This is a genomic window from Wolbachia endosymbiont of Oryzaephilus surinamensis, from assembly GCF_025617515.1.
Classification (GTDB): domain Bacteria; phylum Pseudomonadota; class Alphaproteobacteria; order Rickettsiales; family Anaplasmataceae; genus Wolbachia.
Window position 1 is genome coordinate 1,450,186 of record NZ_CP092526.1, and the last position, 14,399, is coordinate 1,464,584.

Here is a 14,399-nt window from a genome sequence, read left to right on the forward strand (position 1 = left end):
ACATCAATTCAACTTATCACCACCGGGTAACGGTTGCAAGCCAAAAGCTTCTCTTTTTTCATTGAGCGTCATGAAGCTTGCGTTTTGCACGTATTTCCACATCTTTTGTCTTTTCTCCATTAGAATTTCTATCGCGTCTTTATCATATGACAAACATAAATCTTTGCCAAACTTGGGCACTAGCCAAGAATTCAGGTGACAGATAATATTTTCTAGCGTTGGTAAAATCGTCTGTTCCCAAAGGGAAAGACGTGCTTCAACTAAATTACTGTAAGTGTTATCACCCGGTATGCCAAGCAACTGCGGCGGAACGCCAAAAGCTAGCGCAATATCACGAGCTGAGCTATGTTTTGACTCAATAAAATCCATATCCCTCGGTGATAAGCTCATTTCCTTCCACTCTAAACCTCCTTCAAGTAATATCGGTCTTCCAGCGTTGACAGGACCTGAGTAATGATCATTTATCTGCGCTTTTAAGCGTTGGTACTGCTCTTGACTTAAGTTTCCAACGCTTCCATCCTTTTCTGATTTCACAACTATTGCACCACTTGGTCTTGCTCCATTTTGCAGCATTGCCTGATTCCAAGCACCAGCCTGATTATGCTGATCTATACTATATGCAGCTGCCTCAATTGGTGAAAGTCCATACCAATCATTCAAAGGGTTAAAGGTTTTAAGATGCAGTACTGTTGAACGCCCAGTCAATTTATCAACTTTAAAGTCATAACTGTTGTTATTTACGGTATAACGATAGGCATAAGGAACGTTACTTCTCCCTGGAATAATTTCAACCCTATCAGGGCGCAGAAGATAAAGCTCTGTTGGTTTGTTCTGCGCCTCAATCATCAATACATAAGAATTGCCATTAACTAATCGATAAGTCACAATCCCTTCAATAAATTCCGATTTTGATGTCATTGGATTAGGAGAATAAAGTAACTTCAGTAATGGATGCGCTTTTAGTTGTGATTTTCCCTGGTCAGTAAGCTGGCAGAGAGTAAAAGGTACCGAAGATGCAGCACTTGCGATCATATTAATTGCTCGAAAGGCAATAACATTTTTTATGTAACCTTCCTCAGCAAAACTTACATAATCACGCCTACTCCAACTTGGTTCCATCATTAGTTGCAAAGCAGAGTATTCACTGCTTTTCTTTCTTTGAAAAATGTTAAAATTCATATGTGCCTCCTGAAAATTTTGTTAAAAATTTGAAATTGTAGTTGAATTATATCAATTAGTGTTACAAGAATGATGTCATCCCAGTTCTTGACACTGGGATCCAGCTTTTCATACAATCTAGTCAAAGACATTCTTTTTAGCGTAAAGCAACTATGCTCACCAGTTCAGTGTGCTATCTACAATTAAATTTCTGGATTCCAGTGTCAAGCGCTGGAATGACATTGATAGACCTAAAGAAATAGAACATGACAGAATGGCTAATCTCTAACCAATTTACTGATTATAACCATGCTATAAAATTCATGGAAGCAAAAATTCAACAAATTTACAATAATTTGTCTGATGAGCTAGTATGGCTGCTCCAGCACCCTCCACTTTACACAGCAGGAATCGGTGCAACAGATGATGACATTATTGAAAAATTATTTCCTATATATAAAACAGGTAGGGGTGGTAAATATACATATCACGGACCAGGGCAGCGCATTATATATTTAATGCTAAATCTTAAAAAAAGAAACAAATGTGACATAAAACTATATATCAGAGACCTAAGTAATTGGATCATAAATGTTTTAAAACACTTTAATATACTTGGGGAATTTAAGGAAGATAGAATAGGCATTTGGGTGAACAACAACGGAGTAGAAGAAAAAATAGCAGCTTTTGGCATTCGCTTGAGAAAATGGGTAACTTATCACGGCATAGCGCTTAATGTCTCTCCAAACCTTTCCCACTATGAGGGTATTATTCCTTGTGGACTAAAAGATTACGGCGTTACATCAATGGAAAAACTAGGAGTAAAAGTTTCTCTTTGCGAATTAGATGATATATTAAAGCAAGAGTTTCATAAGATATTTTAATGTATTCCTTTATTCTTTATTTTCTATGCCTTTTACTCACTAATCCTGCAAATCAAGTTGATATTATTGCTCCTTCTTCGAAGGGAAAAGAATCAGATCTGCCCACTATAAAAGAATCCGTAAAAACTTTGGGTTTTAATCCTCACATTTCGGAGAAAATATACAGTAATGACAACCCATTTTATTCTAACTCTGATGAGTTTAGAGCGAATGATTTGGTTAATGCGCTCACTGATGATAGCAAAATAATTTGGTGTATCAGAGGAGGAGAAGGGGCTTCTCGGCTAATTCCCTATCTAGAAAAGTTACCCAATGATAAAAAAGAAAGAATTGCTCAAAACAAAAAAATTCTTATAGGCTATAGTGATATCACTGCTTTACATATTTATCTGCAAGTTAAATATGACTGGCAAACTCTTCACGGTACCATGCTGGAAATGATAGTAAATAACTCTGTTGCTGAAACCTCTGTTGAAAAATTAAAAGAGTTAATTCTTAAGCAACGCAACTCTATCAGATTTGATAACCTAAAAATGATCGACAATGGCATTAGACTAAAAAATGGCAAATTAGAGTCTAAAATCATCGGTGGTAATATGACTTTGGTTGAAAATAGCATAGGAACTGCTTGGCAAATAAACGCAAAAAACAAAATTCTATTTTTAGAAGACATAAAAGTTTATCCATATTCAATTGAGCGAAGTCTAGATCACCTAAAACAAGCTCATATTTTTGATGGAGTAGATGCAGTAATATTCGGTGACTTTGTTAACTGTTATAATGATAATCTTGTTGAAATTGTAAAAGAAAGGTTTGCAAAAAGTGTTAACTTTCCAGTATTTACAATAAAAGGGGTAGGACATGGACATAGAAATGACCCTTTACCTCTCAACACTCACACTATCATCAGCATGCAAGACGAGAAAGAGTTTATGGATGTGCAACAGTTATACAAGTAGCTTTATCTCACACTCCTTTCATTCCAGCACCTTCGTTGTCATCCTAGTATCCCCCCTTGTCATCCCAGTGCCTAGACACTGGGATCCAGATCAAGTTCTCTAATTGCATAAAAGTCAACAATAATTTTTTGTATCATGAAAAATATTTTTTGATGTAAAATTCAGCTCTAATACAACCTTTTATTTATTATTGTATTATCTTATTCAATCAAAAGAGGTTTTATTGGCAATAAAAACATCAACACTAATTTCCAATTAATCTCTTTTAAACTATGTAGCCAATGAATATGTGGATAAATACGTCCACACAAACTTAAAGTATTTATCCACATATTCATTAAGCTTATAAAAACTAAGGTATCATTCTTTTCCTCTATAGTCTTAATGATTTTACATAAGTTAAAAGTAGCATGCTTCCATTGTTCTCTCCGCGGTCTAATATGGCTAATTCATATTGTAGCCAAGCCGCACTATACTTGTTAGGCGGAAGTGGACGGCAACATGTACGCCACGAAGTCTATGCTTCAACTTATCCTCTTGCTTATCCCTTCCATCGGCATTGCTATCTTTACTTTCAGTAAAATTATTGTTTTATACTTCTTTAGTGTTTATTGATAGCAAAACTCTTTTCTATCGATTAGCATCTTATGCATAATCACGGCTAATTTTCTTGCTACTGCAACAATTGCTTTTTTCATGCCCTTTTTCTTTTTAAGCTTCAATCCCCAGCTTCTTAATTTAAATGTCCTTTTACATTTTACCAGTAAGACCTGCGCGGCTTCATATAACATATTCCTACAGTCCACTGGTCCCATTTTTGATATACTTCCGTGTCGATCAATCTCACCAGAAGCGTACTGTCTTGGACTTAATCCCATATAGGCTCCAACTGTATAAGATGTTTCAAACCTATGCAGATCATCTATTGCAGCTTTATATGTCATTGCTACTATAATACCAACTCCTGGAACAGTAGTTAATAATTTACAATCCTCATCTTTTTTGCTTTGTTCTGAGAGCATTTTATCAAGTTTTCTTATTGATTCTTCTATTATTTCTAAACTATGTACTAATGATTCAATTGAGGTTTGGCTAATTTCATCTAGATTATTAACCATTTCTTGCACTTTTAAAGCAAAGTTTGCAGAACTAAGACGTTGATTAACTTTTATCCCGTATATTTTCAGTAATCCCCTTATTGTTCCCGCAATTTGCTCTCTGCAACGTATTAATTGTCTTCTGCTTCCAAGTATTATTTTAACCTGACAAGCTTCGTCTGATTTTACTAATACCTCCTTAAATAGCCCAACTCTCATCATTTGTGCTATGCCTCTTGCATCATTTTTATCATTCTTATTGATTCTCGCAGATAATGCTGCTGCCATATGCCTTGCATCTACACAAGTTACTGGTAATCCAAGATTCCTCAACTCTTTGCACATCGATATTGATAATTGCCCGCTTTCTATTCCTATGGACTCGTATTTTTTGTTTTGACCAAGCAGAAACTCAGCTATTGCACTGCTTTCACTTGCAACAACCCCTTCTTTAACAATTTTTCCTTTCTCATCAATGATACTAATAAAAGTTTCTTTGAGTGAGACATCTAACCCGCTATAATGTTTCATGAGACTACTCCTACTGTAAAAGTTTAAATTATTCTTGAAGAACTAATTCATTGAATTTGTTACTTCGTGCTAAAATAATGGAGTATGTCTCTCCATCATTCAATAGCAATTACAGTATGTACGGCTATTATCCAAATAACCCTTCGTTGTTATTCAAGCAGCCCCTTCATTGTCATCCCAGTACTGGGATCCAGGAACCTGCGTCACGCGCTCTAATATGAAGAAATGCTAGTAACTCCCTGCTGTTCATTTATTGAGTTGACAATTGGTTTTTCTGCTCCATCAACTTTAGTACTAGGCTTTAGTAATTCATATGTAGCACAACCAACTACCAGTGCTGCTGCTGTAACTGCAACCACTGCTATAACGATAGGTATCAACTGAGCTGTAATTGTTCCAGTTGTAAAAAGTGCCACTGCTATAGCAGTGCCTAATAATGTATTCACTCCACCAGCAATCATTGCCTTATTACGTGCTTTCACAAAAGAACCTCCTCTTGCGTCTAATAGAGCTTTTACTACGTCTTGATTCTTAGCATAACCTTCAGCATAATCTAAAGGAGTCTTTCCATATCGATCTACTGCGTTAACATTTGCTCCTTCTTGGATTAAAACCTCTACTGTCTTTTTGTGACCATTCCTAGCAGCGAAATGCAAAGGAGTCGCATCACGCCAACCTTTCTCATTAACATTTGCTCCTTTTTCGAGTAAAACCCCTACTATATTTGCTCGACCATGAAGAGCAGCGACATGTAAAGGAGTCCACCCTTCAATATCTACTGCATTAACATTTGCTTTTGCTTTGAGTAAAACCTCTACTGTCTTTTTGTGACCATTCCCAGCAGCGAAATGCAAAGGAGTCGCATCACGCCAACCTTTCTCATCAACATTTGCTCCTTTTTCGAGTAAAACCTTTACTACATCTACGTGACCATTCTTAGCAGCTAAATGCAAAACAGTATTACCCGAATGATCTCTCTCATCAACAACTACTTCTTTTTCTAGTAAAACCCCTACTATATTTGCTCGACCATGAAGAGCAGCGACATGTAAAGGAGTCCACCCTTCAATATCTACTGCATTAACATTTGCTTTTGCTTTGAGTAAAACCTCTACTGTCTTTTTGTGACCATTCCCAGCAGCGAAATGCAAAGGAGTCGCATCACGCCAACCTTTCTCATCAACATTTGCTCCTTTTTCGAGTAAAACCTTTACTACATCTACGTGACCATTCTTAGCAGCTATCATTAATAACGTCAATTTTTCATATGCGGGAATATAAAATACATAATTTACATCAAATTTACCTTTCTTCCACTCTTGATATAGACCTTGATCCTGTTTTTCTAGTTCTGTTTTTATTTCCTCAATTATATTATCTTTATTTAAGCCTTCCTTAACCTCAATCGTCCTCAGTACTTTTTCCAGTGACTCATATTCTCCTATCATAATTCTACCTTCAATATTAAACAATATGTTTAATTATTACATAATTATGATGAAAAGTCAACTCAAATAAGCTAATAACCGGGATTGTGAATAGTAAATTAGATTCAAATAGCCTCTTTGGTGTCATCCGAGTAGCTTGACACTGGAATCTAACTAAGTTGGTAAACACGAAAGCGCTTTTTTTGACGGAATTGCACAAAAAAACTGGATTCCAGTGGGCTTTGTTGCACAGCTCTTCGGATAGTGGGTAATGTATAATAAATTCATGAAGCTATATCAAACTTAGCCATGCCTATTTCAGTAAATTTGTTAAGCAAATAACACTTGAGTAGCAGTTCCTTCTCACGATTAATCTCAGATTTATTCCTAAAACTAAATCCAAATATTTGCTTCAGTCGCGAGAAAAAACTTTCTATATAAGATCTCTTCCAATAATTTATCTCTTTTTTCCACCTCTTCATACCATCTTCATCATATGACTTTATGAGCTTGATTGTAGAATTTCTCTCATTCATATAATCCAACTTTGGATGCTCTACTGCATTATTTTGCGGAGGAATCCTTGTCTTTATGTCAAGCTCATCGCACAGTTTGTATAACTTCTTTCGATCTATCTGCATATATCGTGCTTATGTTATACTTGGTATCCACTCTTTCAATAAGATCACAGGCTCCATAGTGGTCGGAATAAACTCCACTACTGTATTTTGCAGCTATAACTTTTTTACTACCTATCTCTAGCATTACATGTAGCTTTCTTGTTTGCTCATAGCGGCGATACTTTCTATCTGTACCATTTGCCTTACTATGGCCTGGAGTATTATTGTAGATGCTGATACCTGTACTATCTATAGCAATTTCAATATCTTCCATATCGTTCTTATCAACTCTGCAGTCGTTGATTTTGATATTAAGCTTTTTAAACCTTCTTGAAGCCTGCGAATAGCTGATAATTTGCAAAATTTTCCCTATTTGCTCAAGATATTTCTCTATAAATCCCACTGTTTGCCTAAGACCAATCCTGAATAGATAGGTTATTATGTGAATTAGAATCACTACTTTGTCGCTGTAGACATTGTTGCCACCTGCTACTTTTGGACTATTTTCGTACCAATTTTCAATGGCATCGTTGATATAATGAAAAACATTTCCCCTTTCTTGAAGAAATTTGTTATATTCATTGCAGTTACTGACTTTCATTCTTATTGGCATATTTTTCCTTTGTCGGCTAAATATCTATTTTATAACAAATTCCATCAGTAACTGCCTGTTCTTTCCTTGAGTGGTGCAACAAAGCCATTCCAGCATCAAGTGCTGGAATGACATGGTGAAATATTATTCAAGTAGCCTCTGTCCCAGTGCCTATTCGGTGTCATTCAAGTCAACTCTTTTCATCCCAGTGCCTAGACACTGGGATCCAGAAAACTTCACTTTAAATGAGTGCATTAGATTGTCTTTATATAGATGTCAGTGTCAGCTACTCGGATGAAATTCATTTAGTTGTCTTTTCTCATCTACCTTACCACTTTCTTGAACGGATACCATTAGCCATTCCCCTGAATAGATACAACAAATGTTGTATCTTTATCACTTCACATACATTATTCCATATACTATATGAACAACTGAAAAAAGACTTCAGTTAATTGACAATGAATCACGTTATTTTGTCAAATGCGCTGCTATCGCCAAACCATAGCTTAGCTTGAGTGGCTGAGGAGGGATTTGAACCCCCGACCAAGAGATTATGATCCTCCTGCTCTACCACTGAGCTACTCAGCCTCATTAAAAACCTTGCTATATATATGATCTACATGCTTCGTATAATACTTCAAATCAAACAAAGATTCAAGTTTTTTAGAGTTAATAACTTCAAGTAAGGATTTATCTTGTTTCAGTTCGGCCAGAAAATCACTATTGTTTTGTTTCACTTTCATTGCATTGCTCTGAACAATTTTATACGCCTCTTCCCTCGCCAAACCACTATTTACCAACTCGAGTAATACTCGTTGTGAAAAAACCAAGCCTTTTGAAGAATTTAAGTTCTTTTCAATATTTTCCTTATTGATCACCAATTTATCTATCAAATCTGTTAATCGTACTAAAGCAAAATCCATTGCTATACAAGCATCAGGAGCAATGCACCTTTCCACAGACGAGTGCGATATATCTCGTTCGTGCCATAATGCAACATTTTCTAATGCAGGAAAAACGTAGCTGCGTACTAAGCGTGAGAGCCCAGTCAAATTCTCACTTAAAATAGGATTACACTTATGCGGCATAGCAGAACTTCCCTTCTGTCCAGTGGAAAAATATTCAGAGATTTCGCCGACTTCAGTTCTTTGCAAATGACGAATCTCAATTGCAATATTTTCTATTGAGCTTGCAATTACTCCCAAAATTGAAAAGAACATGGCATGTCTATCACGAGGGATGACTTGAGACGATATGGTTTCAGGTATGAGTCCCATTTCTTTCGCTACATACTCTTCAACAAATGGATTAATATTTGTAAAATTACCTACTGCACCTGATATTTTACAAATTGAGATCTCTTTTTGCGCGCTAATTAATCTCTGATAATTGCGTTTAAATTCAGCATAAAATCTAGCAAATTTTAATCCAAGAGTTATTGGTTCTGCATGCATTCCATGACTGCGCCCAACACAAACAATATCTTTATAGTCCTCAGCTTTTTTTTTCAATACTATAAGTAAATTTTTTAGATTCTTGAGTAAAATATCACATGACTCTTTCAACTGCACTGCAAAGCATGTATCTAAAACATCAGAACTTGTCATTCCGTAATGGAGATAACGAACATCAACTCCCGCTTTTTCAGCAATATATGTCAAAAAGGCTATAACATCATGTTTTACAATGGATTCAATTTCGTTAATACGCTCAATATCAAATTCAATAGCACCAGAGAGCTTTTCAGCAACATCATTTGGAATAACTTTTAATTTTGCTTGAGCTTCACATGCTAATTTTTCTATTTTGAGCCATATGTTGAACTTATTTTTTTCTTCCCAAATAGAAGAGATTTCTTTGCGGCTATAGCGTGGAATCATTTTTGATTTATTCCAATAATGGTGTCATTCCAGTGTCATGCACTGGAATGACATGAGGGGAGCACTGGGATGATACCAGCCTAGCAATGGAAGACATTTCTTTACGACTATAACAAGGGATCATCTTTGATCAGCTATCATCAGCATCAGCAGCTTCTTTACTCGCATCTTGCTCTGCCTCTTGTTGCTCAGATTTCTGATTTTGCAACTTTGCTTGCCTTAATTCATGTGCATCTTTCTCAGATCTGACAACGTATATAGTAATTGGCACTATCACTTTACTATGTAATTCTATATTCACTTGATACTCGCCCAAATTTTTGATGCTTATTCCACCCAAAGATAAACTATGATGACTTATATCATATCCTTCTTGTAATAAAGTTTTTGCAATTTCACGTGTGGTTACAGAGCCAAAAATCTTTCCATCCTCTGAAGCTTGCTTTATTAATATAATAAATTTATCATGCAGTGATGATGCAAGCACTTTTGCTGCATTTAATTTTTTGGTATTTTCTTCTTCCAATAATAAACGCTGTTCCTCTAACTTTATTAAATTTTCCTTAGTGGCTTTCATCGCCTTTTTTTGTGGAAAAAGAAAATTACGTGCATAACCTGGCTTAACTTTGACAACTTCACCAAGCTTACCTAAAGTTGTTATATTTTCCTTTAAAATTATTAACATAAATTACCTAACTTTTTTAGTACAGTAAGGAGCAAGAGCTAAAAAGCGTGCTCTTATAATTGCTAAGCGCAACTTTCTTTGTTTTCTTGCGCACACACCTGTTAACCTTCTAGGTAATATTCTACCATAGTCAGAGGTGAATTTGGACAATAAATCTATATTCTTATAGTCTATGTCCTCATCTTTAGATGCAGCAAGAGGACAGACCTTAGGACGCCTAAAGCCAGTTCTGTTATTTACAGACACGTAAGAATTATTAAAACTATTTCGTCTTTTCATCATTATGCACTTTTCTCCTCAATTTGTTTATCCATCATGTAAGATTTACCTTTAAAAAACTCATTAACCCGTACAGACAAGTGGCGAATAATATTCTCATTCAGTTTTACTCTACGCTCAAATTCATCCATAATGCTTGAAGTAAAACTTATACACATCATACAGTAATGACCACTTTTCATCTTATTTATTGGGTATGCAAAATCCAATAGACCCCAATATTCATATTTTATCAATCCTGAAGCTTCAATATTTTTCAAAAGCACTTCCAGTGTTTTATTCAATTGATTTGAGTCTACTATTTTAAAACTTTTTAAAACCTCTTGAAGGGGCTTTATTAGATGTTGTGAAATATTTTCCTTAAAAGCATTTACTACATTATAGATAAATGCACTTTTAGTGTTAGCTCCTGGAAGGTCCATAAAATTTTGTTTTATTCCCGTATCACTTAGTTCATTTTTCAATTCTTTATCGATTCTTGACTTTATTTCTTTTAAATTTGAAAAATCTTCTTCCAATTCAACCCACAAAATTTTTGTCAGAGTTTCCAAAAAATCAGAGTAAACAATCAGACTTTTTTTAATGCTTTCGGTACTTGCCTCTAGCTCTTGTTTTATAACTGTGCTATGTTCTCTTTCTATGAGACCTTTAACCTCCTGAGAAATAACATCTGCTTTAATATTTTTCAACAAAATAGCCAATTCTTGGACCATTTCTTCTACTTCTTGCTGCAATAAGTTCGGTTGTGCTATAAAAGTAAATTCATAGAGATTCACTATATCTTCCTTTAATATCAATTAAACACTTTAATTATATAAAACTTTTTTATATAAGCAAGTTATTTGTATTAATTTCTACGTCTTCAATCCAACTTAAGTGAGATATTTCATAAATAGCTTTGGGGGTGATTGAATATGTACCTGGCAACAAGATGCTGACTTTATGTTTTTCGAGAAGAAACTTTAGCATTATTTTGGTTTTGCCTCCATTTTTCAACACTGCATTCAACTCCTCAGCAACTTTTTGCGAGTCTGAACATACAGCAGTTAAAACTAATCCTTTCATTAGAGAAGTAACCTTTTCTGTAAATTCAGATATGTCCTTTCCTGATAGTCTCGTTGTGTTTTCTGAAATTTCAAGATCAATTATCACAAATGCTCCAGGTGAAAATAGATTCCTTTTTTCTTCTATTATTTCATTATTGTAGAATGCTATTTCAGAAACATTGTGGGGATCAGAAAGTGTTAGTATAACAAATCTTCCACGTTCTGAGGTTCTCATACGCACATTTAATATTACACCAGCAGTTTTTATCGTTTTACTCTCTCCGATAAACCCAATATTTAATTTTTTCAAGAGAGTTCTAAACTTTTCAAGTGGATGATTAGTTAAGTAAAATCCCAATGAAAATAACTCATGCTCTAATTTTTCCTCTTCATTAAAATCTTCCACGTTCTCAAGTTTTGGCTTCAGAATATCAAGATTACCAAATAAAGCAGCTTGATTTGACTGCCTATTTTTATTTGCAAAGTAAATCAATGTGTCTATTGACTCGTATAACTGCTTTCTATTTTTGTGCACACTATCGAATGTTCCAGATTTAATTAAACTTTCTAATGCCCTTTTATTTATTATATGCCCCAAATTTTGAATGAATTCCCATATGTCCTTATAAGAACTTGAGCGTGCATTTACTATTCCTTCTGCTATAGCAAAACCAACATTACGCAAAGCAGCAATTCCGTAGCGTATGTGCTCACCCTCTATTGAAAATTCAGCCTTAGATTTGCTGATATCAGGCGAAAGAACAGCAACTCCACTGAATTTTGCAGCATGATAAAACAAATTCAGTTTGTCTCTATCATCAATGTTGAGATTCATCAAGGCCGTAAAAAATTCTAGCGGGTAGTTAGCCTTAAGGTAAGCTGTTTGGTAAGATATAATCGCATATGCTGCAGCGTGGGATTTATTAAATCCATAACCAGCAAATTTTGCAACAAGATCAAAAATATAACTTGCCCTGTCGTAATCAACACCGTTTTTTGTTGCTCCTTGAACAAAAAGTTCACGTTGTTTATCCATCTCTGCCTTAATTTTCTTACCCATGGCACGTCTGAGTAAATCCGCCTCTGCTAAGCTATATCCAGAGAGAATACGCGCTATTTCCATTACCTGTTCTTGGTAGATTATTACTCCGAATGTTTCTTTTAACACCTCCTCAAGCAATGGATGAATGTAATCTGGCTTTTCAAGTCCATGCTTTCTTGCAACATAAGTTGGAATGTTATCCATAGGCCCTGGGCGATAAAGAGAAATTAAAGCGATGATATCTTCAATGCAGTCTGGCTTTAGTTTTATTAAAGCTTCTCTCATTCCCGAACTTTCAAGCTGAAACACTCCGATTGAATCACCTCTTGAGAGCATTTCATAGGTTCTTTGATCAATCAAAGAAACTGAGGAAATATCAAATTTTTTTTTATCACGATTAATTAAACGACATACATGATCTATTAGTGTTAGCGTACCAAGTCCAAGAAAATCAAATTTTATTAACCCAGCTTTCTCTACATATTTCATGCTGTATTGAGTGATTGGCAGAGCCGAATTTGGATCATAATAGACGGGAACAAAATTTTCTAATTTTTGATCGCATATTACAATTCCAGCAGCATGAGTTGAAACGTGACGATATATTCCTTCGAGCTTTAGAGATATATCAAGAAGTTTGGCAATTACTTCATCACTATCCCTTTCTTTCTGAAGATTTTGATCAAACTCTATCGCTTGCGATAAAGTTACAGGATTTACTGGATTAAATGGAACCATTTTAGATATTTTATCCACTTGAGAGTAAGGCATTTGCAATACTCTACCAACATCACGCAATACTGCCCTTGCTTGCAATTTTCCAAAAGTGATTATTTGAGCAACATAACCGTACTTTTTCTGAACATAATCAATAACCAGGTCCCTTTTCTCTTGGCAGAAATCGATATCAAAGTCAGGCATCGATACACGATCAGGATTTAAAAATCTTTCAAAGATCAGACCAAATTTTATTGGATCAAGATCTGTAATCTGCAAGCTCCAAGCAACAATTGATCCAGCACCAGAACCTCTTCCCGGTCCAACTGGAATGCCATTTGCTTTGCTCCAACGAATAAAATCAGAAACTATCAAAAAGTAGCCAGCGTAGTTCATCGAAGTTATTACGCTTAGTTCGTAATTCAGCCGATCGTAGTATTGTTTAAGGTCTATGTCCGTTTCATTTGCAATGCGGAATTCTAATCCTGCAACTGCCTGCTCCCTCAGTTCTTCATTCTCAGTTTTATTTTCTCGACAAGGAAATTTAGGCAAGATAGGCTGCCTGCTTCTTGGCATGTAAGAGCACCGCTTAGCTATCACTAAAGTGTTATAAATTGCTTCGGGAATGTCGCTGAACAGTTCCTCCATTTCTGCCACAGATTTGAAGTAATGCTCGGTAGTTAACTTCTTTCTGTTATTCTCCAGGGCATAACTGCCCTCCGATATGCACGTTAATATATCATAAGCTTCATAATCAGATCTATTTGAAAAAAACACATCATTCGTTGCCACTAGTGGTATATTGCGCTGATAAGCAAAATCTATTAAAGCTTCTTCAAGCTCTAGCTCTTTATTCAGCCCATGACGCTGCAATTCAACATATAAATGACCATCGAATGCTGAAAGCAGTTTTTCAACCGTTTCTTTGTCTTGCTCCAATAACAGTTGAGCCAAACATCCACCAGTTAAGGCGATTAGACCTGTATTAAAACTTAATAGCTCATCAAAATCAACGTAGGGAATATCGCTGCTATTTTTGCGCTTTTTAAAAGACTCACTCACCAAAGTGACTAAATTAGTGTACCCTTGTTCATTTTTTGCAAGTAGGAGTATTGATAAATTTTGTTCTAAGTGTCGAACGATAATATTGCATCCTACTATTAGCTGTATTCCCTTATTTGCTGCATATTCTGCAAATTCAAGTGAGCCAAATAAGTTGCCTGAATCAGTAACTGCAACTGCCGGCATTTTGTTCTGCAAACAAAGACCAATCAGCTCCTCAATTTTAACCGAACTCTCAAGCAGAGAATAAACGCTATGAACACGTAAGTGTATGAACATAAAAAATTTTAGATTAGCAATAGTTAAGGATAACATTAATTTACTTATAAGGATATGCAATAGAGTCAACTTGACAAACCTCATCAGTCTTCTTATCATGACAATAAGAGTATTTATCCTTGTTTTTAATCTCTGCAG

At 35.4% G+C, this 14,399-nt stretch carries 10 protein-coding genes, 1 tRNA gene and 1 pseudogene; 2 read left to right on the forward strand and 10 right to left on the reverse strand.

What is annotated here, in order from left to right:
* Positions 1 to 3: 3 nt before the first annotated feature.
* A complete protein-coding gene (locus tag MJ631_RS06725; RefSeq protein WP_214303221.1) occupies positions 4 to 1,179 on the reverse strand; it encodes a phage portal protein in 1,176 nt (391 codons plus the stop codon).
* A gap of 245 nt (positions 1,180 to 1,424) precedes the next feature.
* On the opposite strand from MJ631_RS06725, the gene lipB reads away from it, so the two are divergent.
* The gene (gene lipB / locus MJ631_RS06730) at positions 1,425 to 2,042 is read left to right on the forward strand and encodes a lipoyl(octanoyl) transferase LipB (protein WP_052264792.1); all 618 of its coding nucleotides are present in this window, start codon (positions 1,425 to 1,427) and stop codon (positions 2,040 to 2,042) included.
* Positions 2,042 to 3,001, forward strand: a complete 960-nt coding sequence (locus MJ631_RS06735; protein ID WP_052264793.1) for an LD-carboxypeptidase — start codon at positions 2,042 to 2,044, stop codon at positions 2,999 to 3,001. Before lipB ends, MJ631_RS06735 begins: the two co-directional genes overlap by 1 nt.
* A gap of 608 nt (positions 3,002 to 3,609) precedes the next feature.
* Here MJ631_RS06735 and MJ631_RS06740 read toward each other — a convergent pair.
* From MJ631_RS06740 to dnaE, 9 genes and pseudogenes are all read right to left on the reverse strand, one after another.
* A complete protein-coding gene (locus tag MJ631_RS06740) occupies positions 3,610 to 4,629 on the reverse strand; it encodes an IS110 family RNA-guided transposase (RefSeq protein WP_214303242.1) in 1,020 nt (339 codons plus the stop codon).
* Positions 4,630 to 4,841: 212 nt separating this feature from the next.
* Entirely contained in the window at positions 4,842 to 6,077 is a 1,236-nt protein-coding gene (locus MJ631_RS06745) for an ankyrin repeat domain-containing protein (protein ID WP_262986291.1), read from the reverse strand.
* Positions 6,078 to 6,340: 263 nt separating this feature from the next.
* Positions 6,341 to 7,289, reverse strand: a pseudogene (locus MJ631_RS06755) (IS5 family transposase).
* A gap of 498 nt (positions 7,290 to 7,787) precedes the next feature.
* Positions 7,788 to 7,859 (reverse strand) — tRNA-Met (locus tag MJ631_RS06760).
* Positions 7,850 to 9,151, reverse strand: coding sequence for an adenylosuccinate lyase (purB, locus tag MJ631_RS06765; protein WP_007302075.1), 1,302 nt, complete (start codon positions 9,149 to 9,151; stop codon positions 7,850 to 7,852). Before purB ends, MJ631_RS06760 begins: the two co-directional genes overlap by 10 nt.
* A gap of 130 nt (positions 9,152 to 9,281) precedes the next feature.
* Positions 9,282 to 9,836 carry a 50S ribosomal protein L9 gene (rplI, locus tag MJ631_RS06770; RefSeq protein ID WP_007302077.1) on the reverse strand — a complete coding sequence of 185 codons (555 nt, stop codon included), beginning with the start codon at positions 9,834 to 9,836 and terminating at the stop codon, positions 9,282 to 9,284.
* A 3-nt stretch (positions 9,837 to 9,839) separates the two neighbouring features.
* On the reverse strand, positions 9,840 to 10,118 hold the full coding sequence (rpsR, locus tag MJ631_RS06775; RefSeq protein WP_015587948.1) for a 30S ribosomal protein S18: 279 nt from the start codon (positions 10,116 to 10,118) through the stop codon (positions 9,840 to 9,842).
* Positions 10,118 to 10,891, reverse strand: coding sequence for a 30S ribosomal protein S6 (gene rpsF / locus MJ631_RS06780; RefSeq protein ID WP_052264806.1), 774 nt, complete (start codon positions 10,889 to 10,891; stop codon positions 10,118 to 10,120). The genes rpsR and rpsF overlap by 1 nt, the downstream gene beginning before the upstream one ends.
* Positions 10,892 to 10,940: 49 nt before the next feature.
* Positions 10,941 to 14,261, reverse strand: a complete 3,321-nt coding sequence (gene dnaE / locus MJ631_RS06785) for a DNA polymerase III subunit alpha (RefSeq protein WP_096097239.1) — start codon at positions 14,259 to 14,261, stop codon at positions 10,941 to 10,943.
* Between the last annotated feature and the right edge of the window lie 138 nt (positions 14,262 to 14,399).